Origin of the sequence: Cryobacterium sp. N21 (assembly GCF_002929575.1) — a bacterium.
GTDB classification, from domain to species: Bacteria; Actinomycetota; Actinomycetes; order Actinomycetales; family Microbacteriaceae; genus Cryobacterium; species Cryobacterium flavum.
This window is the reverse complement of the sequence record NZ_PJJQ01000027.1, coordinates 35,481-58,453: the sequence shown is the minus strand read 5'-3', so window position 1 is coordinate 58,453 and position 22,973 is coordinate 35,481. Positions and strand designations below refer to the sequence as shown.

General features: G+C 65.6%; 16 protein-coding genes and 1 riboswitch. Of the genes, 10 read left to right on the top strand and 6 right to left on the bottom strand.

The features are described 5' to 3' along the window. The first annotated feature begins 11 nt into the window (after positions 1-11). Positions 12-680 carry an HAD hydrolase-like protein gene (locus tag CXY77_RS03940; RefSeq protein WP_092338525.1) on the top strand — a complete coding sequence of 223 codons (669 nt, stop codon included), beginning with the start codon at positions 12-14 and terminating at the stop codon, positions 678-680. A gap of 11 nt (positions 681-691) precedes the next feature. On the opposite strand, the gene CXY77_RS03935 is transcribed toward CXY77_RS03940, so the two are convergent. From CXY77_RS03935 to hxlB, 3 genes are all read right to left on the bottom strand, one after another. Then, positions 692-2,122 (bottom strand): FAD-binding oxidoreductase, encoded by a 1,431-nt coding sequence (locus tag CXY77_RS03935; protein ID WP_104089907.1) that lies wholly within the window; start codon positions 2,120-2,122, stop codon positions 692-694. Positions 2,123-2,296: 174 nt separating this feature from the next. Next, positions 2,297-2,920 carry a 3-hexulose-6-phosphate synthase gene (hxlA, locus tag CXY77_RS03930; protein ID WP_104129726.1) on the bottom strand — a complete coding sequence of 208 codons (624 nt, stop codon included), beginning with the start codon at positions 2,918-2,920 and terminating at the stop codon, positions 2,297-2,299. A 70-nt stretch (positions 2,921-2,990) separates the two neighbouring features. After that, entirely contained in the window at positions 2,991-3,578 is a 588-nt protein-coding gene (gene hxlB / locus CXY77_RS03925; RefSeq protein ID WP_092338519.1) for a 6-phospho-3-hexuloisomerase, read from the bottom strand. Between the two features lie 113 nt (positions 3,579-3,691). On the opposite strand from hxlB, the gene CXY77_RS03920 reads away from it, so the two are divergent. The 6 genes from CXY77_RS03920 to CXY77_RS03895 all read left to right on the top strand — a co-directional run bounded on the left by CXY77_RS03920 (position 3,692) and on the right by CXY77_RS03895 (position 10,650). After that, positions 3,692-4,519: a LuxR C-terminal-related transcriptional regulator gene (locus tag CXY77_RS03920; RefSeq protein ID WP_092338517.1), complete on the top strand. Its 828-nt coding sequence runs from the start codon at positions 3,692-3,694 to the stop codon at positions 4,517-4,519. A gap of 79 nt (positions 4,520-4,598) precedes the next feature. Next, positions 4,599-4,707: riboswitch (TPP riboswitch) on the top strand. Beyond that, positions 4,701-6,371 carry a phosphomethylpyrimidine synthase ThiC gene (gene thiC / locus CXY77_RS03915; RefSeq protein WP_104089908.1) on the top strand — a complete coding sequence of 557 codons (1,671 nt, stop codon included), beginning with the start codon at positions 4,701-4,703 and terminating at the stop codon, positions 6,369-6,371. (Overlaps the previous riboswitch by 7 nt.) Before the next feature lie 355 nt (positions 6,372-6,726). Then, positions 6,727-7,314, top strand: a complete 588-nt coding sequence (locus tag CXY77_RS03910; RefSeq protein ID WP_092338515.1) for a hypothetical protein — start codon at positions 6,727-6,729, stop codon at positions 7,312-7,314. A 102-nt stretch (positions 7,315-7,416) separates the two neighbouring features. Continuing rightward, complete coding sequence (locus CXY77_RS03905) at positions 7,417-8,406, top strand: BTAD domain-containing putative transcriptional regulator (protein ID WP_104089910.1); 990 nt, start codon at positions 7,417-7,419, stop codon at positions 8,404-8,406. Positions 8,407-8,558: 152 nt separating this feature from the next. Beyond that, entirely contained in the window at positions 8,559-9,302 is a 744-nt protein-coding gene (locus tag CXY77_RS03900) for a response regulator transcription factor (RefSeq protein ID WP_104089911.1), read from the top strand. After that, positions 9,295-10,650 carry a sensor histidine kinase gene (locus CXY77_RS03895; RefSeq protein WP_092338508.1) on the top strand — a complete coding sequence of 452 codons (1,356 nt, stop codon included), beginning with the start codon at positions 9,295-9,297 and terminating at the stop codon, positions 10,648-10,650. The genes CXY77_RS03900 and CXY77_RS03895 overlap by 8 nt, the downstream gene beginning before the upstream one ends. On the opposite strand, the gene CXY77_RS03890 is transcribed toward CXY77_RS03895, so the two are convergent. The 3 genes from CXY77_RS03890 to CXY77_RS03880 all read right to left on the bottom strand — a co-directional run bounded on the left by CXY77_RS03890 (position 10,613) and on the right by CXY77_RS03880 (position 18,785). Beyond that, a complete protein-coding gene (locus tag CXY77_RS03890; protein WP_104089913.1) occupies positions 10,613-11,545 on the bottom strand; it encodes a hypothetical protein in 933 nt (310 codons plus the stop codon). The two genes, CXY77_RS03895 and CXY77_RS03890, sit on opposite strands and share 38 nt — an antisense overlap. Before the next feature lie 29 nt (positions 11,546-11,574). Next, on the bottom strand, positions 11,575-13,263 hold the full coding sequence (locus CXY77_RS03885) for a multicopper oxidase family protein (protein ID WP_104089914.1): 1,689 nt from the start codon (positions 13,261-13,263) through the stop codon (positions 11,575-11,577). A gap of 110 nt (positions 13,264-13,373) precedes the next feature. Beyond that, complete coding sequence (locus CXY77_RS03880; RefSeq protein WP_104089916.1) at positions 13,374-18,785, bottom strand: peroxidase family protein; 5,412 nt, start codon at positions 18,783-18,785, stop codon at positions 13,374-13,376. A 407-nt stretch (positions 18,786-19,192) separates the two neighbouring features. Between CXY77_RS03880 and CXY77_RS03875 the strand changes: the two genes are divergently transcribed. The 3 genes from CXY77_RS03875 (at position 19,193) to CXY77_RS03865 (ending at position 22,885) form a co-directional block, all read left to right on the top strand. After that, a complete protein-coding gene (locus CXY77_RS03875) occupies positions 19,193-19,930 on the top strand; it encodes a TetR/AcrR family transcriptional regulator (RefSeq protein ID WP_092338500.1) in 738 nt (245 codons plus the stop codon). A 71-nt stretch (positions 19,931-20,001) separates the two neighbouring features. Beyond that, positions 20,002-21,186 (top strand): acyl-CoA dehydrogenase family protein, encoded by a 1,185-nt coding sequence (locus CXY77_RS03870; protein ID WP_104089917.1) that lies wholly within the window; start codon positions 20,002-20,004, stop codon positions 21,184-21,186. A gap of 55 nt (positions 21,187-21,241) precedes the next feature. Further along, on the top strand, positions 21,242-22,885 hold the full coding sequence (locus CXY77_RS03865) for an AMP-binding protein (RefSeq protein WP_092338496.1): 1,644 nt from the start codon (positions 21,242-21,244) through the stop codon (positions 22,883-22,885). Positions 22,886-22,973: the final 88 nt, after the last annotated feature.

Genomic DNA, 22,973 nt, shown 5'->3' with positions numbered 1-22,973 from the left:
GGCTATGCCGAATGAACGCAACATTGACGCGCACCTGGAGCGCCATTCTCTTCGACCTCGACGGAACCATCACCGATTCCGCCCCGGCGATCACCAGCTCGCTGGCTCGCACTTTCACGCTGCTCGGGCGTCCGGTTCCGTCCGCTGCCGAACTGCTCGCCTACGTCGGACCGCCCATGTTCGACGCCTTCCAGGAATATGCGGGAATGACCGCAGACGAAGCCGTGGAGGCCATCGCGGTCTATCGGGCTGAGTATCACGGCGCTGCTGCCCTCGACACGGCTGTCTTTCCCGGCATCGCCGGTCTACTCGAGCGCATTCACGCGACGGGTATCCCGCTCGCCCTCGCCACCAGCAAGCCCGAGCTGAGTGCCATCGCCATTCTCACGCACTTCGACCTGGCGAAGTATTTCACGGCCACGGTCGGTGCCTCCGCCGATGATACCCGCAGCAAGAAAGCCGACATCGTCGCCGAGGCTCTCGCCCAGCTGGCCGCGACCGGCGTCGACACCAGCGGCGCCGTCATGGTCGGCGACCGCAGCTACGACGCCATCGGCGCCCAGGCCAACGGCATTCCGGCCATTCTGGTGGAATGGGGCTACGGCTCTCCGGCTGAGGCCGAGGCTGCTACGGCGGTCGTGCACTCGACCGACCAGCTCGGCCGGTTGCTGCTCGGCTGACGCCCTAGCGGCTAGGAGTCGAAGCCGAGGCCCAGCGCGTCGAGGGTTTTCAGCAAGGCATTGCGCTTGCCGCGGTTGTGGTCGGCCCGGTTGAGCGCCCAGCGCGTGGCCTGAATCCCAGCGGATGCGATCGGCTCCGGCGGAAACGGCAGCGGACGACCGCGCACCATGGCCAGTTCAGTGCGCTCGGTGGCGCGGCCAGCCAGCTGGTCGAGCATGACCTGAGCGGCGAAGTGCGTGGCGCCGACCCCGAGGCCGGTGAATCCAGCCGCGTAGCTGATGCGCCCGCCGCGCGCCTGGCCGAAGAACGCGCAGAACTGCGTGGAGGTGTCGATGGCGCCGGCCCACTTATGGCTGAAACGCACCCCGGCCAGCTGCGGAAACGTCGTGAAGAAGTGGCTCGCGAGCTTGGCGAAGGTCTCGGGGCGGTTCTCATACCCGCTACGCACCTTACGCCCGTAGTGATAGACGGCGTCGTAGCCCCCGAACAGAATGCGGTTGTCGGCGCTCAGCCGGTAGTAGTGAAACTGGTTAGCCAGGTCGCTGAGCCCCTGCCGGTGCTGCCAGCCGATCGCGGCGAGTTGGTCGGCATTCAGTGGTTCGGTCATGAGCACGTAGTCGTAGACCGGCACGGTTGCGAGTTTGTTGCGCTTGAGTAGCGACGGAAAGACGTTTGTGGCCAGAGCCGTCTTCTGGGCAGTCACGGAGCCGCCCGCCGTCACAACCCGGGTGCCCTGCGCCGCGGTCAGTCCGGTCGTGTCGAGGTTCTGCACGAGCGAGTTCTCGAAGATTTCGACCCCGCTGGAGGTGGCCACGCGAGCCAGCTCGGCGGCGAGCTTGCCCGGATGCACGAGGGCATTGCTGCGCTTGTGCCAGACCCCGGCCAGGTAGGTCGGAGACGCGACCTCGGCCTGCACGGCCGCCTGGTCGAGAAACACGGTGTTCTCGTCGGTCGTCTCCTCACGCAGCCACTCGATCTGGTGGTCCTCGATGGCGAGGTCGATGGCGCCGGTGCGCTCGAAATCGCAGTCCAGGCCGAGTGCGGCCACGGCTCGCTCGATTTCGTCGAGGTTCTCATTACCGAGCTCGGTCAGCCGGTCGATCTCCTGCGGCCAGCGCGTGCGCCCGTTCTCTTCGCCGTGGGTGAGGCTCGCCTCGCAGAAACCGCCGTTGCGACCGGATGCCGCCCAGCCGACCGTGCGCGCCTCCAGCAGCACCACGCGCGCCGCCGGATTCTGTTGCTTGGCCAGCACCGCGCTCCACAAGCCGAGGTAGCCGCCGCCGACGATCGCCAGGTCGCAGTTGAGGTTGCCGGAGAGCCGAGGGTAGTTCGCACGCGGCGCGAGGTCGTCGAGCCAGAAGGAGCCCTGCCGGGTGCCGACGAGTGAGGCTGCGACAACGGATGCCGCGGGCCGGGCTCGGTCGAAAATTGTGCTGGTCATGCGGGATGCGCGTCCTCTCGCGGCGACGGTGCCGCCACCTGGTCTGGGCGCCACCAGCCTAGCGGCGCCCACCGCACGGCGGCGCGTGGCGCGGGCATCCGCTTGATGCGACCGGGACGTTAACGCGAAAGTGCCGCCCCGCGCGAAGCGGAACGGCACCGAGAAGACGCGAATCTAGATGATCGCGGCGCGCAGGGCGGCAGCGGCGGCAGCCGGGTCATCGGCGCCGTAGATGGCTCCGCCGGCAACGGCAACGGATGCGCCGGCGCGCTGCACCGAGGCGATGGTCGCCAGGCTCACGCCACCGGCCAGCGAGAACGGAACCTTGGCGGTTTCGCCCTGGTTGAGCAGCTTCGCGAGCGAGAATCCGGGCTCGGCCTGCTCGTCGAGTCCGGCGTGCATTTCGACGAACTGGGCACCGAGCGCGGTGACCTCGCGGGCGCGGGTGACCTTGTCGGCAACGCCGATCAGGTCGACGACGATGCCCTTACCGTGCTTGGTCGCGGCGGCGGCGGCTCCGATGATGGTGCTGTCTCCGGCCGTGCCGAGCACCGTCACGAGGTCAGCGCCGGCGGCGAAGGCGATGTCGGCTTCGAGCTCGCCGGCATCCATCGTCTTGAGGTCGGCGAAGACGATCTTGTCGGGGTGCGCGGCCTTGATCGCGGTGACGGCGCGCAGGCCCTCAGCCTTGATCAGCGGGGTGCCGAGCTCGATGATGTCGACGTGCGGGGCGACCTGCGCGGCGAGCGCCAGCGCGGCGTCGGTGGTCAGTACGTCCATTGCTACCTGAAGCTTCATGGGGTTCTACTTTCTGTTGGGGTAAGCGGTCTGTGGTTTTCGGGACGGGGCCTGGGCCCTATCCGGTTTGTTACTCGAGGTTGGCGTGACGCGGCCAGAGCTCGGCGGCCGTCGCACCGCTTCGCTGCCAGAGCGTGTGGAATAGGGCGTCGCCCACCAGCAGCACGGACTGTTCGAACAGCCCGCCCGAGTACTGCGCCGACACCTGCCCGGCGTGGTCCTGCTTGGCGGCCGCGGGGATGACCACGGTCACCGCGGCGAGGTGCCCGAGCGGCGACTCCGGCGCCGTCGTCAGCGCGAGAATGTTCGCACCCACACCGTGAGCCGTCTCGGCGGCGCGCACGATGGCGCCCGTCGTTCCGGATCCACTCGCCACCAGCAGCAGGTCGCCCTGCGCAATCGCCGGGCTGGTTACCTCGCCGACCACGTGCACGTCAAGGCCCAGGTGCATGAGCCGCATCGCGGTCATCTTCAACGCCAGCCCGGAACGGCCGGCTCCCAGCACGAACACCCGCGGTGCCACAGCGAGCAGGCTCGCCGCGTCATCCAGCACCACAGAAGCGGATGCCGCCCGCAGCGCGTCCACGACGCGGCCATTCTCGGCGAAAATGAGACCGAGGGCATCCGCTGTGGTGGGGGTGGTTGTCGTTTCGGTCATAGGTCAATACTCCACTCCTTCGAGCGGGCGTGCGGCCCGCCAAACGAATGGTTTTACTACCCAAACGAATTGCTCCGGGCAGGCTCCACGGACGGTTCGGATAGGCTATTCGCATGACCTTCCTCGCCGATTCACCCGTGCAGACCGCGCGCAGCATGGCCGCCGAACGCTCCAAGCTCATCGCCGACCTCACCGACACGCACGCGACCACGCTGGAATCCCTGCTCGCCGTGCTGCGCTCGAGCAGCACGAGTGACACCGCTGCCCGCCAGAAGGCCACCGAACTCGCCGCCGCGGCGATGGTCGCCCTGCGCGCGGTGAGCGACCTCGACCGGAGCCTCACCGAAGAACCTGTTGCCCGCGCCTTCGAACGTCTCAAAAATGACCTGCGCCCGCTGGTGCGCTTCGGCGACCTCGACGTGCAGTTCATCGAGCCGCCGGTCAACGGCCGCGCACTGCCCGGCGAAGTCGCCCACGAGGCCAGGGCCATCGTGCGCGGCGCCGTGCTCGCCCTGGTCGAGCAGACCGGGGTCGCGCGGGTGCGCGTTCAGTGGGACTGCGACGGCAGCAACCTGCTGATTCGCATTCGCGACGACGGGCCGGGCGACCTCGACGCCGAGGTTCCGAGCGTTCGCCAGCTGGCCGCCCGCGTCGTGGCGCTCAGCGGAACGCTGGGTGTCGAGGCGACCGCCGGCTGGGGGTCGGAGATGGCGGTGTCGCTACCGCTCGACGCGCCCACGGCATCCGTTTCGGCGGCGGCAGCCTGGGGCCTCAGCCCGCGCGAGCGCGGCGTGCTCGAGCTTGTGGCGTCGGGCGCGCGCAACAAGGCGATTGCCGAGGCGCTGACCATCAGCGAGAACACCGTGAAGTTTCACGTGGCCAACCTGCTGCGCAAGGTCGGCGCCTCGACCCGCGCCGAACTCGCCTCCCTCGCCCGCTGAACGGATGCCCGGCGCGCCGCCAGCACGCCGGCCGCCGCGAGCATGGACAGGACTCACGCTAGGGTGAAGGAGTCAGAAGACACACAACCCACGGGAGCGCGCACCAGCGAGCTGAGAGGACGGCCAGGGCCGTCGACCGTTGAACCTGTCCGGGTAATGCCGGCGTAGGAAGTTCGAGAACATGCGCACAATTGACGAAATCTCCATGTCTGAAACCGTCACCACCGGCCCGATCCAGGGCAGCAGCAAACGCTACGAACCGGTGCCGGCCTGGCCAGGGCTCGAAATTCCGGTTCGCCGGGTGAACCTCAGCAACGGCGAACACTTCGACCTGTACGACACGTCCGGCCTATACACCGATGACACGGCCACGATCGACCTCGAGAAGGGGCTGCCGAAGACCCGGGCCGGGTGGGAACATCCGCTGCCCATCGACGGCGCTGCGACCCAGCTGGTCTGGGCCCGGGCCGGCATCGTCACCCCGGAGATGGCCTACATCGCCGCCCGCGAGGGCGTCTCTGTCGAGCTCGTGCGCGACGAGGTGGCCCGCGGCCGCGCTGTCATTCCGGCCAACCGCATGCACCCCGAGAGCGAGCCGATGATCATCGGCAAGGCCTTCACCGTGAAGATCAACGCGAACATCGGCAACTCCGCCGTGACCTCGTCGATCGCCGAAGAGGTCGAAAAAATGGTCTGGGCCGCCCGCTGGGGCGCCGACACCCTGATGGACCTCTCCACCGGCAAGGACATCCACCTCACCCGCGAGTGGATCATGCGCAACTCGCCCATTCCGGTAGGCACCGTTCCGCTCTACCAGGCCGTCGAAAAGGTCAACGGCGACCCGGCCCTGCTCACCTGGGAGATCTACCGCGACACCATTATCGAGCAGTGCGAGCAGGGCGTGGACTATATGACCGTGCACGCCGGAGTGCTGCTGCGCTACGTGCCGCTCACCGCCAACCGGGTGACCGGAATCGTCTCCCGCGGCGGCTCGATCATGGCCGCCTGGTGCCTCGCCCACCATCAGGAGAGCTTTCTCTACACCCACTTCGTGGAGCTGTGCGAGATTCTGCGCCGCTACGACGTGACCTTCTCGCTCGGCGATGGCCTGCGCCCCGGATCAATCGCCGACGCCAACGACGAGGCCCAGTTCGCCGAGCTTCGCACCCTGGGCGAACTCACCAAGGTCGCGAAATCTTATGGCGTGCAGGTGATGATCGAGGGTCCGGGCCACGTTCCGATGCACAAGATCGTCGAAAATGTGCGCCTCGAAGAGGAACTCTGTGAGGAGGCCCCCTTCTACACGCTCGGCCCGCTCGCCACCGACATCGCCCCGGCCTACGACCACATCACGAGCGCGATCGGCGCGGCCATCATCGCCCAGGCCGGCACCGCCATGCTCTGTTACGTCACCCCCAAGGAACACCTCGGCCTGCCCAACCGCGACGACGTGAAGACCGCAGTGATCACCTACAAGATCGCCGCACACTCCGCCGACCTGGCCAAGCAGCATCCGCGCGCGCAGGAACGCGACGACGCCCTCAGCCGGGCCCGCTTCGAGTTTCGTTGGACCGACCAGTTCGCGCTCTCGCTCGACCCCGACACCGCGCAAAGCTTTCACGACGAGACGCTGCCCGCCGGCCCGGCCAAAGCCGCCCATTTCTGCAGCATGTGCGGTCCCAAGTTCTGTTCCATGCGCATTTCAGCAGATGTTCGGGTGTATGCCGCAGAGAACGGCCTCACCAGCCTCGAGGCGATCGAGGCCGGGATGGCGGAGAAATCGGCTGAGTTCACCAGGATGGGTAGCTCGGTCTACCTACCGTTGCGCGTACTCGGAGCCGACGAGCACTGATCGCGGAAGCAGATGGCGCGGCCAGCGGCACGCGCCGGCGCGCTGGCCGAATTGTGCGTGCGGGCCAGCGCGATCGGCCGGCACGCACAGTTTGACGATGGACACCAATCCGTGAGTCCCGGGCCCGGCCTAGAATATGGGCCCAGTTTCCGGGACCGGGCCCGGTCAGGTCTGGCGCGCACCTGGGTACACTCCGTCTCATGGTTCTCGCCATTCTCGCCTCCGCCCCGCCGCCGCACCACTAACCCCCACTGCAACGTCCAACCCGTTCCCGGCCCGGAAACCATCAGTAGCTAAGCGGTGACCCAATCACCCCAGCAGGGTTTTCCCATGGTGCCGGCACCAAGATTCCGCCATGACTCCCACAAACGCGACGCTGCGTCTGGTTCGCCTCGACGACGGCGCGAAGCATCCCGAAACCACTCGGCAGACGCAGCCCCGCCGCGCCCTGTCCCCGCGCCGCCGGAAGATTCTGATCCCGCTGGCCGTCGTCTGGCTCGTGATGGCAGCGCTGGCCTGTGCTCTGCTTCTCACCGGCACGAAGCCGAGCACCGCGTTTGGCGACACGACCGCCGTCCCCGGCGGGCTCGCCCGCATCAGCGCGGTCATCCCGCTCGAATCCGACGGCTGGGTACCGCCTGGCTCAGCCGACCGGCTCGACAGCGCTGTGCAGCCCGGCGCTCACCGCGTGCGCATCCTGCTCGAACTGACCGCAGCGGATGCCGCCGGTCTGTCTTTCGACGCCGCCGACTACTCCCTGTCCGGTGTCGGATCCCATGCCACCGCGCTCTGGGTCGACCTGAGCCAGCGGGAGGCGGCGGCCGGGACATCCGTTCTGGCAACCCTGGTCTTTGAGATCCCGAATCAGGCCATCGCCCTGGTTCTGGACGGCCCGCAGGGCGCGCGGTTATCGCTCGGAACGGGGCACCACACCGCACCCTGAGAATATCCCCCGAAATTGGGGGTAAATGTCTACTCCACACGCGGCTACCCCCGCCTATCGGCAAGCGGGCAGCATGGTTGCATTCCAACAGTGGAGGTCAGCATGACAACTGGATTCGTCACCCGAGAACAGCCCACCGCGACACCCATAGCCCACTTGAGCGTGCACGTACTTGGAAACCTCAGCGTTCGACGGGGATCGACCGTGCTGCACGCCCATCAGCTGGGCGGGCCCAAGCCTCGCCAGATCCTCGAAATTCTGCTCGTGCACCTGGGACTGCCGGTCTCCAAAGACCGCCTCATTGAATTGCTCTGGGGCGCGAGCGCTCCGGTCGAGGCCCTGCCCACCCTGGAAAGTTACGTCAGCGTTCTCCGTCGCCATCTGCAGCCCGGCGCGGGAAAATTTGGCCCGCTGCAGACCACGACCGGCGGCTACGTGTTGGACCGTGAACTCGTCGACGTCGACCTTGACCAGTTCGACGTGCTGCTGAAGCGAGCGCAGAAGACCATTCCCGGCCTCGCGTATCCCCTGTTGCTGCGCGCTCTGGACCTCGCCGCCGCACCGCTGCTCGGCGACGAACTTCTGCCGGCCTGGGCAATGGAAGCCCGCGATCTGCACGCCGCCCGCCTCACCAGCGCCCGCATTCTCGCTTCGGAAACAGCTGCAGCCCTGCACCGCATCGATGACGCCCTCGATTTCGCGAACCTCGCACTGGCCGACGAGCCGTTGAACGAACGAGCCTGGACGGCCCTCATTCTCGGATTGGAGACCAGCGGGCGCCACGCCGAGGGCCTGCAAGCCTACGACCGGTGTCGCCGCTCGATGCAGAACGAGTTGGGCTGCGCTCCCGGCCCGATTCTGCACGCTGCCCAGCTTCGCCTGCTGCACGCTACGGCTGACGGCGACGGCGACCTGGCCGACGTGCTGTCCGCGCTGCTCATGCTGCACGACCAGCTTCGCCCGTCGCCGACGAGCGAGCCTGGGCGCCCTGCCACCACTTCTTCTTCGCGACCAGAGCCGGTCGCGGATTCCCTCCGGGAGGCTACTGATGTTGTCACGTCATTTCTGCGACGCGCCGTCACTCGTGCCTGAGCCGGCCCCGTCGGCCTCGTACCACATGGGGGGCCAAAGAGACAGGACTCGACAAAAACTCGGGTTGTCCTGATAATGGTCTCGCCAACCGGAACAGCACAGTGTGCTCCGGCAGCATCGAGGCTTAGTATCGGGCAGAGAGGTCCCCGCAGATGAGCGCGCAGATGTACCCGATCGAACCCAGCGTGCAGGGGACCAGCGCGACCGCGTCACTACCCGGCTCCGTCACGGTCGACACAACCCCGATGGGGCAAATTCGTATTCTCATCGTCGACGACCACACCACCTTCGCTGAACTGCTCACCGGTTCCCTGAACCGCGAACCCGATTTGTGCAGCGTCGGCTGGGCTAACAGCGTGGCCACCGGCATCGCCGCCTGCCAGGAATTGGTCCCCGACGTCGTGGTCATGGACTACCACCTACCCGACGGCAGCGGTCTCGTCGCGGCCACAGCCATCCTCGCCCGCGCTCCTCATACCCGAATTGTCATCCTCACCGGCGACCCGGCCCTCGAGGCTCTCGAGCAGGCCGCCGCGATCGGGGTCTGCGCGTTCCTACCCAAAGACGGCTCCCTCGCGACGGTGCTCGACACCCTGCGGCACGCGCGCATCGGCGGTTTCCTCGTGCATCCGTCCCTCGTTAGCCTATTGAGTGCCCGGCGGCGGCAGCGCAGCGAAGAGATCCCCTTTCCCGAGCTGACCAAGCGTGAGCTCGCCGTGCTTCGACTGATGGGCGAGGGCTCCGACGTGCGGGCCAACGCGAGGGTTCTCGGAATTTCCGAGAACACCTGCCGCGGCTACGTCAAAGCCATCCTCGGCAAGCTCGGCGCGCACTCGCAGCTCGAGGCCGTCGTGATTGCCACCCGACTCGGTCTGGTGCCGGCGCAGCATGTCTAGAAGGCGGCCGGGCTCGTCGTTCCAAAACCGGCACGACGAGCATCAGGCCGCCGAACGCTCCGAGGTGCGCGCTGCGGTGCAGCGTTTTCTGCTCATGGGACTCGTTGCCCTGGTGCTGGTCGCCGTGCCGGTCGCCCTCTGGGTGCGCGCGCAGTCCGAGGCCAACGCCATGGCCAACGCGGTGTTGCACACCCAGCGGCTGGCTGACTACTCGCTCGGTCCGCTGATCACTGACGGCGTCGTGGCCGGCGATCCGGGATCCACTCGGCGCCTCGACGAGCGGTTGGCCCCCCGCCTCGCCGATGGGTCGCTCGTGCGCATCAAGGTCTGGGACGCCAACGGAAAAATCGTCTACTCCGATCTGCCCCTGCTCGTCGGCCAAAATTTTGCCCTCCCCAATTGGGCACCGGAGCTACTGGCCGGCGGCCAGGGCCGCGCCACCCTCGAGACGCAAACAGCCCCCGACGACCTGTATGAAACCGATTCGGGTGAACTTGTCGAAGTCTACGTGCGCTCCATCGCGAGCAACGGCAACGCGTTCATCCTCGAGGCCTACTTCAACGACGATGCCCTGCGCCATGAGCAAGACACCGTACTTCTCGGCCTTATCCCGGCCTTCCTGCTGTCGCTCGGAGCTCTGCAGCTGGCGCAACTCATACCGGCCGTGCAACTGGCCCGGCGCATCCAAAATCACCAGTCCATCAAGCGCAAGCTGCTGCAACACGCTATCGATGCCTCCGACCTGGAGCGCCAGCGCATTGCGCGCGACCTGCACGACGAAGTCATTCAAGACCTTGCCGGGCTGTCCTATGCCCTCGAAGCCGAGGAACGGCACTCCGCACCGGAGAACCGGGCACTGTTCGGCCAGGCCAAAGCCATCCTGCAGAAGAACGTGCGCACGCTACGGGCGATGACCACCGAGCTGTACCCACCCGACCTCGAAGAGCTCGGGCTGCCGGCCGCCCTCACACGCCTCACCGCTCCGCTGCTCGAGCAGGGGATCGAGGTCAAACTTCACGTACCGGCCAACTGCGACCTCGATCGCGACCGTGCCGCCATGTTCTACCGGGTCGCCCGCGAGGTGCTCGCCAACACGGTGAAGCACGCCAAGGCCGGTGTTCTCGAGCTCACCCTCATGCAAGACGACGACCGCACCATTTTGCTCATTCACGACAACGGCTGCGGGTTCGATTTGAACGGGGGTGCCCCCGACAACCATCTGGGCCTGCGCATCATGCGCGACACCATCCACGTTGCCGGGGGCTCCCTTGAGGTACGCTCCTGGATGGGCGGTGGCACCTCCGTCATGGCTACTCTCGATCGCGTGGCTCCGGTTCGATCTCGCTAGCCGCCGACCGGCGCCGACCCGTCCAGATCATGATGCCGACGGACCCGATCAGCAGCACGGTGAGACCGATGCCGTAGACGCTCCAGGCGTTCACGGCCGGGCCCGGCGAGGTCGCGGCTGTCGCGGACACGCTGCCATCGTGCCCGTGGCTCGCATCGCTGTCGGCAATGACAACCGCGGCCGGCTCGGGCTCGGCGGCCATATCCACGCCGGCTCCACCCGGCGTTCCGGCCGCAACGCGCACCTGATCGGCGGTGATTCCGGCACTGCGGGCCATGCCGCCGCGTACGTCGGCCACCACGTCATCGCCGAGCAGCGCTCCAAGGTAGCTGACCTCCAGTGTGTTGGCACCGATCGCACTGCCATAGTTGCCGAGATCATCCGAGAGGATGCCTTCCCGTGCGACTGCATCGGCCAGGGCGGTCGGGTCGGCCGAGTCCACGACGAAACGCAGGTCGTGCACGAGCACACTGAGCACGAAGTACGAATCGATCGACTCCGGTCCATCGCTCGCGAGCAACGCTCGCGCCTCATCCCTGGTGGCGCCTGCCGACAGCAGTACGGTCAGCTGGGGCACGCCCTGTTCGAGCACCCCGGCCGGCAATACGTCGGGCGAGATGTCGGTCAGCGCGAGATGCGAAGCGGATGCCCGTTGCTCCAGCCGCGCGCGCAACGCGGGCAGGTCAGCATCCGCTTCAACGGCGAGCACCACGCGGCGCTGCACCAGGGGGCCGTCAAAGGACACGGTCGGGCGACCGTTGCCGATCTCGGACCCGTTTTCAGCATTGGTGACGCTGACCGTCGGCGTGACACCGGACGGCGGGACGGAAGCCCCGGCGGTGCAGCCGCTCAGAAATACACCCAGTAGTCCAGCACTGAGCAGAGCAAGCAGCACCGCTGGGCTCCGACGAGGCGCGTGCAGCATCAGGTGCCGGCTGGCGTCCCCGGCAGGTACGCCGGGGTGTAGAAGTCTGGCGGCATGGTGTCCGGGTAGGAAGGATCGGAGTTGATCGGGTCGTTCACCCGGTAGTCGCCGACCGCGAACTGCACCATCATGTCGTGGTCCTCGTGCACGAGGTTGTGGCAGTGGATCATGTAGCGGCCACCGGCATCCGCTCCGGTGTCGAACTGCATGAGCGCGGTGATCGATTCGTTTTCGCCGGCGTAGAAGACGTCTTTCGGGCCATTTTCCCAGGCGAACGGTTTGCCGCCGTTGGTGTTGCGCGCGATGATCTTGGCGTCGACCAGGTGGACGTGCAACGGGTGGAACCAGCCGCCGGAGGCATTAATAATGGTCCACTGTTCCACATCGTAGGGCTGCGGATTGGCGAACAACTTGGTGAACCGTGAGGCCGCGACGTCGTCCCAGGTGACGCCGTTGATCTTCCAGACGCCGTTGGCCTTCTCCACCCTCAGTTCACGCTTGGCCTTGGCCATGGCGGGGGTCAGGTCCATGGTCGCGATGCCGCCGCGGCTCAGATTAAGCGCGCCTCCGTCGTCCAGGGTGGCCGGGATCGCCGAAATACTGCCCGCACTCGAACCGGAATCGGCCACGACCTCGAACCGCATGATCTTGTCCGTGTTCACGAAATTGACATTGTTCTTATTGCTCAGGTTCTTCAGGTCGATGGTCTGCCCGACCCGGTACTTTCTGAAATCGATCAGAATCTCGTATCGCTCGGCCGTGCCCTGCCGCCACGAGGCGACCGCCTGCACGCGGGGTACCATGCCAGCGTCGGTGCCGACCACGTACATCGGGTCGCCAGTCGACAGTGTGGGCCGAAAGGAGCGGGAGATCGACGCGACCAGCACCCGAAAACGGTAAATACGTGGCTTGACTTTCATGGTCGGCCACGGAACCCCGTTGACCATCACGATGTCGCCCCACAGACCATTGTGGGAATTGTCGTTGTAGCCGAGCGACCCGTCGGCGTTGAACATGACGTCCGAGATCATGAGCGGCACATCGAATTCACCCTGCGGCAGCTGGGCCCGCTCGTGAGCGTCCGACAGTGGGTAAAACCCGGCCAGGCCGGAATACACGTTCTGTGCGGTGAGGTGGTGATTGTGGTCGTGGTACCACAGGGTGCGCGCGGTCTGCCAGTTCGGATAATGGTAGTTCTTCACATAACCGGGAGACGTGTAGTCGTTGGCATAGCCGTCGTACTGCGGCAGCGAGGCCGAGCCGTGCAGATGCGTGACCGTGCGGAAGGCGTTGGCGTGCAGCAGACCCTGAGCCGGGAGGGCATTGCGGATGCGTACCTCGCAGCGAGTGCCCTGCGCGGCCCGAATGGTGGGGCCGGGAAACATGCCGTTGTAACCGGCCACGGTGGTGGACAGGCCCGGTACGAACTGGGCCTGTCCGAGCTTCTCGGTGAGCGAGTAGTAGGCGAAGGGACGCGAAGGATCACCGTTGTCAAAACCGGTTTTATACGGTGCCAGCACAGGGGGCCGGCGAAAGACACCAGCGTAGGGCACCGGCATGTTCTGCGGGGCGAGCTGGCTCTGGGTGATCAGGGGGACGGTCGGAACTACGTTGTCATTTCCCTCCATTCCGACCAGACCGAGCGCCCCGAATGCGCCCAATTGCAAAACTTCCCTGCGTGATGTCATGACCTCTCCTCAAGGCTTTCTACTGATATTCGTTGTACGGCAAAATGTGGGGACAGCCGGCCGGCGACTGAGATCCAATCGCCGGCCGACTTCGTGTTGCTGGTGTTCGGTTAGAGCACAGTGCCGGTCGTGAAGGTCCACGTAGCCGTCACCAGCGGGTTGCCCGCCAGGTCTCGAACGCTCGTGTTGCCACCGATGATGGCCACCCGGTACTGAACGTTCGAGGCGAGGGTCACGGAGGGGTTGATGGTCAGCACGTTGGTGGTGGCGTTGAACGCCGCAACCGAGGTGATGACCGCTCCCGTGGAGACCCGGGTGATCCGAACCGTGGTGGCGCTGACTCCGGTGATGTCCTCACTGAAGGTCGCCGTCACGTTGGCGTTGCGGCGCACTCCGGTGGCTCCCGCTGCGGGAGTCCTCGTGAGGATCGTCGGGGCCGGTCCGGTGATGAAGGTCCAGGAACTGGCCACCATCGTGTTGCCCGCCACATCTTGGATACCCGAGAGGGTGGCCGTGTAGCTGCGGTCGGCGAGCAGGGTTGCGTTCGGGTTCAGCGTCGCGACACGAGTCGTGGCGTTGTACGACACCGTGGCGGGGATCACCGTGGTGCCGAGCCGCAGCACGAACGTCGTGCCGCTGACTCCCGTGACCGCTTCACTGAACGTTGCCGTCAGGTTGCCGGTCTGGCTGACCGAACGAGCGCCCGATGCCGGCGTGCGCGCCGTAACTGTCGGCAGCACGAACTCCGTGCGCGGCGTGACCGCGACCGATCGAGCGGATGCCGCTCCGGTGCCGACCGCATTGATAGCGGCGACATCGAAGGTGTATCCGGTGCCATTGGTCAGCGACCCGATGACCGCGGTGGTGACATTAGCCACCGTCGTGGTGCCCGTGGGCGTGGTGCCCGCACCGATGAAGGTGCGAACCACATAGCCCGTGATCGGTGCCGCATTGGCCACCGGCGCCGGGGCGGCCCAGTTCACCGTCACCTGCGCGTTACCGGCGACCGAAGTCCCGATCGTCGGAGCGCCCGCGACCACAGGTGCCGACGGTGTCACCGCATTGGACGAAGCCGAGAATGCGCTCGTTCCTTCCGCGTTGCTCGCCGACACCTGGAAGGTGTAAGTGGAGCCGTTGGTCAGCCCGGTGACAACCAGGTTGAATGCGGTTCCGACCGCGGTGCGCAGCGCACCGACCTGGGTTCCCGCCGCGTCAAGCACCTTCACCGAGAAGCCGGTGGGGATGCCGACGAGCGATGCGACCCAGTCCACGGTGGCCGTTGCATCACCGGCAACTGCGTTGACGGCCGTGGGGGCTCCCGGAGCTACGGTGTCGCTGAACTGCAGGCGTTCGATGTTGCGCAGGGTATCGGTACCATCGGTGCCGCGGTTGTCAAGCACCGTGGTAACCGTTCCGGCGGCTCCAAAGATGCCTGGAGTGCCGTCGGCATTCAGGGTGGTCACCTCGTAGTTACTGGTCAGGCCCGAGAACACTGCGGAGTCGATGTTGCCAGCCGACTGAGCAGCGGTGGGAGTGATAATTTCCCGAACCGCGACCAGGTTGCCCGGGTTCACCACTCCGGCAGCGACATCCTGTTCCAGGGTGTGGGTGCTGCCAGCCAGGTACGGGCGCTCCATCAGGTCGGTGCTGCCGATTTCGACACCGGCGTCATCACGCACGCTGATGCGAATCTGCAGGTACCGGTCGCCATCGATCACGTCGTTGGCGCCGCGCCCCTCGAGCGAGTCACTGCCGAGGCCGCCGAGGAGGATGTTGCCATCGCCCCAGACGTTGCCAACGAGCGGGCAGACACCCATCGGGGACAACGCTTCCACTCCCGCGAGCGGGACGGTCAACATCGACGACGAGACAAGGTCGCTCAGGCCGCTGATCCGGTCAATGCCGGTTTGGTCGAGCACGTCGCAGCCACTGAAGCCGGCACCACCTACGGTGCTGGGCACTGCGTTGTCACCACGGATCACGTCGTTGAACGCGGAACCCGAGTTGGCCTCCACTTCCTGCCAGCGGTCACGGTTGACCACGGCGGGCAGCGGAACTCCGATGAGGTTGTTGTTGATGTTCATGTCATCGTCGGCCGCCACCGTGTCGTATTGGTGGTTAGCCCAGTCGAACCCGGCTGAACCAGCGAACCGATCGATGGCTGCGTTGCTGGTCATGATGTCGTCGCCACCCTCGGCGTCGTAGTCGTTCTCGCCGACCTGGCCGACAAAGATGTCGTTGCCGGGAGCGGTTTGAGCGGGGTCGTTGAAGAAGGGCGCACTGTGATCACCGATCAGCAGGTCCTGGCCTGAACCACCCTGGATCCAGTCATCGCCACCGTCACCGAAGGTCGCGTCTGCACCATCACCACTTCTCACGAAGTCATTGCCGGGTCCGGCGAAGGTCTCGTTGTCGTTGGCTCCGCCGTTGGTGAAGTCCTGACCGTCACCGCCCATCATGATGTCGTTGCCGATACCGGTGTTGATGTAGTCGTTACCCGGACCACCCTTGGAAACGTCGGCTCCGGCAGAGTCCGTCAAGCGGTCGTTGCCGATGCCGCCCAGGGCGATATCGTCGCCGCCACTGCCTTCGATCACGTCATCGCCCTCGTTGCCAAGGAAGGTGTCGTTGTCGTTGCCGCCGGCGACCCGGTCGACGCCCGCGGTGCCGTTGTAGACCGACTGGCCGTTGATGCCGACCGGGTCGACCGAGTTGACCGCCTTGTACTGGATGGTCCCGTCCGGCTTGCGCAACAGCAATAGGTTCTCGTTGCAGTCCGTCGTGGCGGGGTCATCCGTCACGCTCGCACCCGTCGCCGCATAACCGGCAGGCGTGCCGGCCAGGTTGGCGAGCTGGAACTTGCAGTCTGCGGTGGCGAACGAGTCGGCCTTCAGGCTGGAAGCATCCGTGTTGCGCATCATCATCTCAGCGAAGGAGTTGCCCTCGAGCTGCGATCGCAGGTTCATTCCGGGGGTGCGGTTCAGGTAATAGAACCGGTCACCGTTCTGCAGGTCGGTCATCTGGTTCTCGAACACGTAGTTGAACGTGCTTCCCAGCAGACCACCGAACAGGTTGGTGTTTTCCGCGAGACCACCGACCCACAGGTCGACCATGTTCAGACCGGACTCCGCGGTTGCGTAGGCACCGGTGCTGTTCATGAAGTCGATGGCTTCGGCGCTCGGGGATATCCCGACGCCCGGGTCGACGACTGCCTTGGCCGCGGCACGCTTTCCAGCCATCGTGGTTTCGGCGGTGATGGTCGGGTAGGTGCCGTAGGCAGCCACGAAGTTGATGAGCGACTCCGGGTGCTTGAGGTGCTGACCGAAATCAGCCCAGCTCGTGTAGGGAGCCAGCTGACCGTCACCGGTTGCGTTGTGAATCTGGCGCCGCACCTCGTTCAACGCTGGCACACCCTCTGAGCGGGCACGCGTCATGTTGATCGTCGCCAGGTCGAGCGGCAGACCGAGCAGGTTGTTGCGCAGGGTGTCGGTGACGAACTCGTCGAGTTCGTTGCCCACCTGGTCACTCATGCCCATGATCACACTTCCCGCTGCCTGTTCAGAAGTCAGCGGCCCAGCAGGGCCACCGTCGGTATAGGCGATCGGGTTCAGGAAGCCCTTGAGCAGCGAGATGTCGTTGCCGGAGCCGTTCTCGTTGGTGCGCGCGATCGTCTCGGTCAGCATGGAGTGGCCGAAGCGGTACACCGCGTGGGCGAACTCCGCCTTGATGGCCGGGTCCAAATCGGTGTGGTAGACGTGGAACGGCTGAATGAGCGGCTGCACCTTGCGACCGAACTCCTCAAAGACGAGGTGCTGGTATTCCATCTCGGTGACGAACCGGGCGGCCTGGAACAGGCGCGAGCCGTTCCAGCTACCCACACCAGCACCCGCTCCCGCAGCCAGCTTCCACTCGGCCAGGGCGGCAACGCCCTTAACGGTGCCGTCGTTGGTGAGGGTGGTCTTGAATTCCTCGACCAGGCGGTCGTGTTCGGAGTGGAAGACCTGGTGAATGCTGGTCAGGCCGATGTTCTCGTTGACGCGACCGTCTCCGGCACAAAAGTGCAGGTCGAGCATCTCGTCATCGTAGGTTCCGGCCGGCTGGCTGGCGAAATCGGCGGTGGCCGTCGTGTTCACGTCGGGCGTCGGGGCAACCGGCGGTGTGGCCGGGTTGTGGTCCGTATCCTGCGGGCTCGGGTCGGCGTTATGCGCGATATCGGTCAGGAACGGGGTGTGGAAATAGATGGCGTTGGCTGGCACCGCGACAGCATTTGCGATGTCGCCCTCGACCATACCGGTCGGTGTGACGTACATGGGCAGGCCACGGGCCGGGCCGGGAATGAAGTTGCCGTAGGGGTCAACCGCCATCTGCGGGATGTTCAGCACGTCTTTGTCCTGAAGCAGCAGTCCGAGCAGGTCCTTGGCCTGCGTCTTGACCGTTGCCCAAGTCGCCATGCCACCGGCCGTGGGACCGGCCAGGCCACCGAGCAGCCGACCGGTGTTGACCGGCTTGCCTGCAGCGTTGTTGGTGTACTCGCGCAGGAGCAGCTGGTGTGACGGGTGCGAGGTGTAGGTCTGCGACTGGTCGACATAGGGCGAGTCGGTGTTGGCCGCGTCCTGCACGTCATCGGCGGTTCCGAGCACGCCGTCAACGCCGGGCTGGTTCTGCGCCCGGGTCAGCACCATGAAGCGCAGGTTCGGGTCGAGGTTGTCGGCCGTGGTGGCGAAATTATGGTCGGGTCCGGCAATGAGCGGGTCATCCGCCTGCAGCGGCACGAACACCGTACCGCCGCCCTTGACTGTCTGGTCGACGCCGTGGTCGAAGAACTGACCGAACAGCGTGAACAGCGAGTTGTACGGCGGCGACAGGCCAACATCGGTCGTCACGTTCGGAATGAACAGGGTCTCGTACTTGGGCACACAACCTGCAGGAACGCCCACGACCGGCGGATCAACGGTCAGGTCAGGGTCGGTCGTGCACGGGAACTTGCCGACCGCGTTCTGGGTACGCACCGGGAACCCGGCGGCAGCGACCGCTGCGGGATTGGTGGCGGTCTGATCCACGATCAGGTTGCTGATCTCGCGGGGCTGGGAGTCAACGACAGAGCCCGACTTCTGCTTGTAGCTAGTCGGACCAGGGGCACCGACGGGGAAGCTCGATGTGATCGGGTCAGCGTCGTTGAAGATCGGTGTCGTGAGGCGCGGAAACAACTGATCCGCTGCGCCATAGGTCTCGCGGCCGGCGATCAGGTTGTTGCACGATCCGTCGACGGTGCGCAGTCCGTAGGACGACAACCGGTCGGGAATCTGGTTGGGGCCGCTGCCGACCAGGGTTCCGCAGGGGTTCGCCGGCGTTGCCGTTGCGGCGTGAGCCTCAGCAATCTTGATCTGCTTGAGAATGTAGGCGAGGTCAGACGTGGTGACCGTGAACCCTTGGCCGACCGGCGCAACGGCCGCCGTGGCGGTGATCGCGGTGGACAGTCCGAGCACAGCATAGAGCACGACGGCCATACCGGCCGCGACCATGCGAGTGGTCCTGCGGAAGGCGCTCTTCGGTCTTCCAACGCCGTTGGGCGGTGGGCTACCTCGCATTCCGGTTGTATTTCTCGTGCTGCGAACGATTCCTTGACCTTCGAACCTGCTCATGACGCANGTATTTCTCGTGCTGCGAACGATTCCTTGACCTTCGAACCTGCTCATGACGCACCTATCTCTTCAGGGTGAGCGAATGCTGTAAGAGTGCGATGTAGGCCTTATGGAAACCTTGTGCATTCACCCGTCCCCCCGCCCGCCTTCCACTGGGACGGGGCCCAGGCCCGGTCCCGGGGCCCAGGCTATAAACTGGGCCCACGGACGGGGCCTGGGCCCCGTCCACTTTGGGCCGGCACTCCCCGGCGTCCGCCCACCTCATTCCGTGCTACTTTCGCCAGACCATGTCTGATCCGTCTGCACCCACCGCGTCCACAGATCGCGCGCGCGATTCGGCCCCCCACCAAACGGATGCCCGCGGCCGCGTGGCCGTCGCCGACATCGCTGTCAGCCTGTTTCAGGCCCAGGGCTACGAAGCCACCAGTACCGCGCAGATCGCCGCAGCCGCTGGCGTCTCCCGCAGCACCTTCTTTCGTCAGTTCCGCTCGAAAGACGATGTGATCTTCGCCGACCACGACGAGTTGCTCGAGCAGATCGACGAGTTTTTCGCCACAGAGCACCCCGACCCCTGGCTGGCCGTCTGCGATGCGGCCGCGCTCGTATTCGAGCGGTTTCGGGAGCGCCTCGAGATCGTGCGGGTGCGCGACCTGGTCGTGCGCCAGACATCCGTTCTGCGCGACCGCGAAACGGTGATGGTGTCCCGCTACGAGAAAACGTTCTCGGCCTATCTGCGCCGCTGTCTGCCGGGTGTCGACCCGGTGGTGGCGATTCAATTTGCGGCGGCCGTCACGGCCACGCACAACTTCGAGTTGCGGCGCATGATTCGCGCCATCGACGCCAGCGCGGTGCTCGATTCGGCCGGTCTGGCGGCGCAGCTGCACGCCGTGCGCAATCGCTTTGCACCCGTCGGCGAATCGGCCAGGGGCGCGAGCGAGCTGCTCGTCGCGGTCTTTTCCGCCTCTGCCCTGCCGGCAGACGTCGCCCGCGTGATCGAGAACCGACTTCGATCCACAGCAATTTGACACCAAGTGTCACTTGACGTGAGACTCAGTGTCAGATAGAACTGAAGTCACACCTGCTATTGCGAAAGGCAATGATGCCCGATTACGATGTCTCCGCCCCGCTCGACACCGACTACTACGGTGTTTTCGCCGATGTGCCCGAAGCTGATCGAGCGTTCTGGAGCCGGGCTCGCACCTTCGCGGTGGAGACCCTCGACGAGCTGAGCGAGGCCTGGGACAAGGCGGAGTACCCGTTGCACCTGGCTCGCCGCCTGGGCGAACTCGATCTGCTCACCGACGGAGTCGAGGGGCCGGGCCTCACCCCCATGTCCCCGCTCGCGGCCGGCCTGGTGAACATGGAGATCTCCCGCGGCGACGGCTCGATGGGCACCGTCGTGGCCGTGCAGGGCGGGCTCGCCCTGCGCAGTATCGCCATGTTCGGCAGCGACGAGCAAAAGGCCACCTGGCTGGTGCCGCTGGCCCGCGCCGAGAAGCTGGGTGCCTTTGCCCTGACCGAACCCGACCACGGCTCGGACTCGGTGGGCCTCGAGACCACCGCACACCGCGACGGCGACGAATGGGTTATCAACGGCGAGAAGAAGTGGATCGGCAACGGCTCGGTCGGCGACGTCACCGTGGTCTGGGCCCGCGACGACGACGGCAATGTACGCGGCTTCCTGGTCGACCAGGCCCTGCCCGGCTACCGCGGCGAGACGATGCTCGGCAAAGGTTCGCTGCGCGCGGTACACCAGGCGCGCATCACCCTGACCGATGTGCGGATTCCCCTCGACGCTGTTCTGCCCGGCACCCACACCTTCAAAGACACGGCAGTCGTTCTGTTCGCGACCCGGCTCGGGGTCGCCTGGTCGGCGCTCGGTCACGCCACAGCCGTGTTTGAGGCTGCCCTCAACTATGCGCAGCAGCGCGTGCAGTTCGGCAAGCCGATTGCCGGTTTTCAGATCGTTCAGGAGCGGCTCACCCTCATGCTCTCCGAGCTCACCTCGATGCAGCTGCACTGTATTCGGCTGGCCGAACTGGACGCCGCCGGCACCCTGCGGCCCATCCAGGCCAGCCTCGCCAAGTTCCACAACACCCGCGCTGCGCGTTCGCTCGCCTCCCTCGCCCGCGACATGCTCGGCGGCAACGGCATCCTGCTGGAGAACCACGTCATTCGGCACCTTGCCGACATCGAGTCCATCCACACCTACGAGGGCACCGAGAGCATCCAGTCGTTGCTCATCGGTCGCGACCTGACCGGGGTCAGCGCCTTCCACTAGGTTCGACCTGCACGAGCTTTCGCTTGCATCATCTTTTCGGACAAAGGAGTCCCGCATGATCGACCTGACCCTGAGAACCACAAACTCACCCAACGACTCACCGCTCACACCCATGCGGTTCCTGCAGCGCAGCGCTGAAGTATTCCCAAACAAGGATGCGATCATCTACGGATCTCGTCGCTACAGTTACCAGGAATTTTCGCAGGCTGCGGAGGAGCTGGCCCACGCCATCCGCTCGCGCATCACGCCTGGCGACCGGGTCATATTCCTCGCGCCGAATATACCCGAGATGCTCATCGCGCACTACGCCGTGCCCTTGGCCGGCGGCGTGCTCGTCGCGCTGAACTCACGGCTGGCCGGGCCGGAGGTGCACTACGTCCTCGAGCATTCAGAGGCCACCCTGCTGTTCATTGACGCCGAACTGGTCGCCGGTGTCGGTGACGCTTTCGCGGCATCCGCTGCCCTGAAGGGCGTGATCGAAATCGCCGACGGCGAGTTCGGCATCACCGAGAGCGGACTCGATGTGGGCCAGCAGACGCTGGAGTCCTTTCTGGCCGATGCCGACAACGACTCCGCCGAGCCGCTGGCCTGGGAGGTTTCCGACGAGCGATCGGTGATCTCGATCAACTACACCTCGGGCACGACGGGCAAGCCGAAGGGCGTCATGTACTCGCACCGCGGTGCATACCTCAACTCCTTCGGCGAGGTGTTCCACAACAAGTTTACGAGCGACTCCGTCTACCTGTGGACGCTGCCCATGTTCCACTGCAACGGCTGGTGCACACCCTGGGCGGTCACCGCGGCCGGTGCCACCCACGTCTGCCTGCGCACGGTGCGGGCCGAATCGGTCTGGTCGGCCATCGACACCCTCGGCGTGACCAACCTGTGTGGCGCCCCCACGGTGTGCGGCGTGATCGCCAACGCTCCCATGAAGCACGTGCTCGAGACGCCGCTCTCGATCACCACAGCTGGTGCCCCGCCGTCGCCGAGCGTGATCGAACAGCTCGACGCCCTCGGCATCACGGTCGTGCACGTCTACGGCCTCACCGAGGTCTACGGTCCGTACACGATCTGCGAATACCAGCGCGAGTGGGATGACCTGCCCGCCGACGAACGTGCCCGCAAGATCTCCCGCCAGGGAGTGGGCATGGTGCAGGCCGAATCGGCTCGCATCGTCGACTCGGCCATGACCGACGTTCCGGCCGACGCCGCGACCATCGGCGAAGTCGTGCTGCGCGGCAACAACATCATGCTCGGCTACTTCAAAGACCCGCAGGCCACAGCGGATGCCTTTCGCGGTGGCTGGTTCCACACCGGCGACCTCGGCGTCATGCACCCGGACGGCTACATCGAGATCAAGGACCGCGCCAAGGACATCATCATCTCCGGCGGCGAGAACATCTCGACGATCGAGGTCGAAAACGCCATGCTCACCCATCCGACTGTGCTCGACGTCGCCGTGGTCGGCATGCCGCATCCGAAGTGGGGCGAGCGGCCCAAGGCCTACGTCGTGCTCCGCCCGGACGCCCTCGTGACCGAGGTCGACCTGCTCACGCATACTCGCTACCTGATCGCGGCATTCAAGGTGCCCGACTACGTCACCTTCGTTGACGCCCTGCCGCGCACGGCCACCGGCAAGATCATGAAGGTCGTGCTGCGCGAACTGCCAGAAGAGGTCGTCGAACCCGTCGTGTCATAGGGCGAGTGTGCACAACTGCGGAGATTCGCCCCGATACAGGCCACCCCAGTCGGAATGCGCCGCTAACTCGAATTTCTCCGCGTTTACG

What these genes read in the sequence shown, in the direction of transcription:
- CXY77_RS03940 (WP_092338525.1), top strand. Translation starts at nt 12, where the DNA reads ATGAACGCAACATTGACGCGCACCTGGAGCGCCATTCTCTTCGACCTC.
- CXY77_RS03935 (WP_104089907.1), bottom strand. Translation starts at nt 2,122, where the DNA reads ATGACCAGCACAATTTTCGACCGAGCCCGGCCCGCGGCATCCGTTGTC.
- hxlA (WP_104129726.1), bottom strand. Translation starts at nt 2,920, where the DNA reads ATGAAGCTTCAGGTAGCAATGGACGTACTGACCACCGACGCCGCGCTG.
- hxlB (WP_092338519.1), bottom strand. Translation starts at nt 3,578, where the DNA reads ATGACCGAAACGACAACCACCCCCACCACAGCGGATGCCCTCGGTCTC.
- CXY77_RS03920 (WP_092338517.1), top strand. Translation starts at nt 3,692, where the DNA reads ATGACCTTCCTCGCCGATTCACCCGTGCAGACCGCGCGCAGCATGGCC.
- thiC (WP_104089908.1), top strand. Translation starts at nt 4,701, where the DNA reads ATGCGCACAATTGACGAAATCTCCATGTCTGAAACCGTCACCACCGGC.
- CXY77_RS03910 (WP_092338515.1), top strand. Translation starts at nt 6,727, where the DNA reads ATGACTCCCACAAACGCGACGCTGCGTCTGGTTCGCCTCGACGACGGC.
- CXY77_RS03905 (WP_104089910.1), top strand. Translation starts at nt 7,417, where the DNA reads ATGACAACTGGATTCGTCACCCGAGAACAGCCCACCGCGACACCCATA.
- CXY77_RS03900 (WP_104089911.1), top strand. Translation starts at nt 8,559, where the DNA reads ATGAGCGCGCAGATGTACCCGATCGAACCCAGCGTGCAGGGGACCAGC.
- CXY77_RS03895 (WP_092338508.1), top strand. Translation starts at nt 9,295, where the DNA reads ATGTCTAGAAGGCGGCCGGGCTCGTCGTTCCAAAACCGGCACGACGAG.
- CXY77_RS03885 (WP_104089914.1), bottom strand. Translation starts at nt 13,263, where the DNA reads ATGACATCACGCAGGGAAGTTTTGCAATTGGGCGCATTCGGGGCGCTC.
- CXY77_RS03880 (WP_104089916.1), bottom strand. Translation starts at nt 18,785, where the DNA reads ATGGTCGCGGCCGGTATGGCCGTCGTGCTCTATGCTGTGCTCGGACTG.
- CXY77_RS03875 (WP_092338500.1), top strand. Translation starts at nt 19,193, where the DNA reads ATGTCTGATCCGTCTGCACCCACCGCGTCCACAGATCGCGCGCGCGAT.
- CXY77_RS03870 (WP_104089917.1), top strand. Translation starts at nt 20,002, where the DNA reads ATGATGCCCGATTACGATGTCTCCGCCCCGCTCGACACCGACTACTAC.
- CXY77_RS03865 (WP_092338496.1), top strand. Translation starts at nt 21,242, where the DNA reads ATGATCGACCTGACCCTGAGAACCACAAACTCACCCAACGACTCACCG.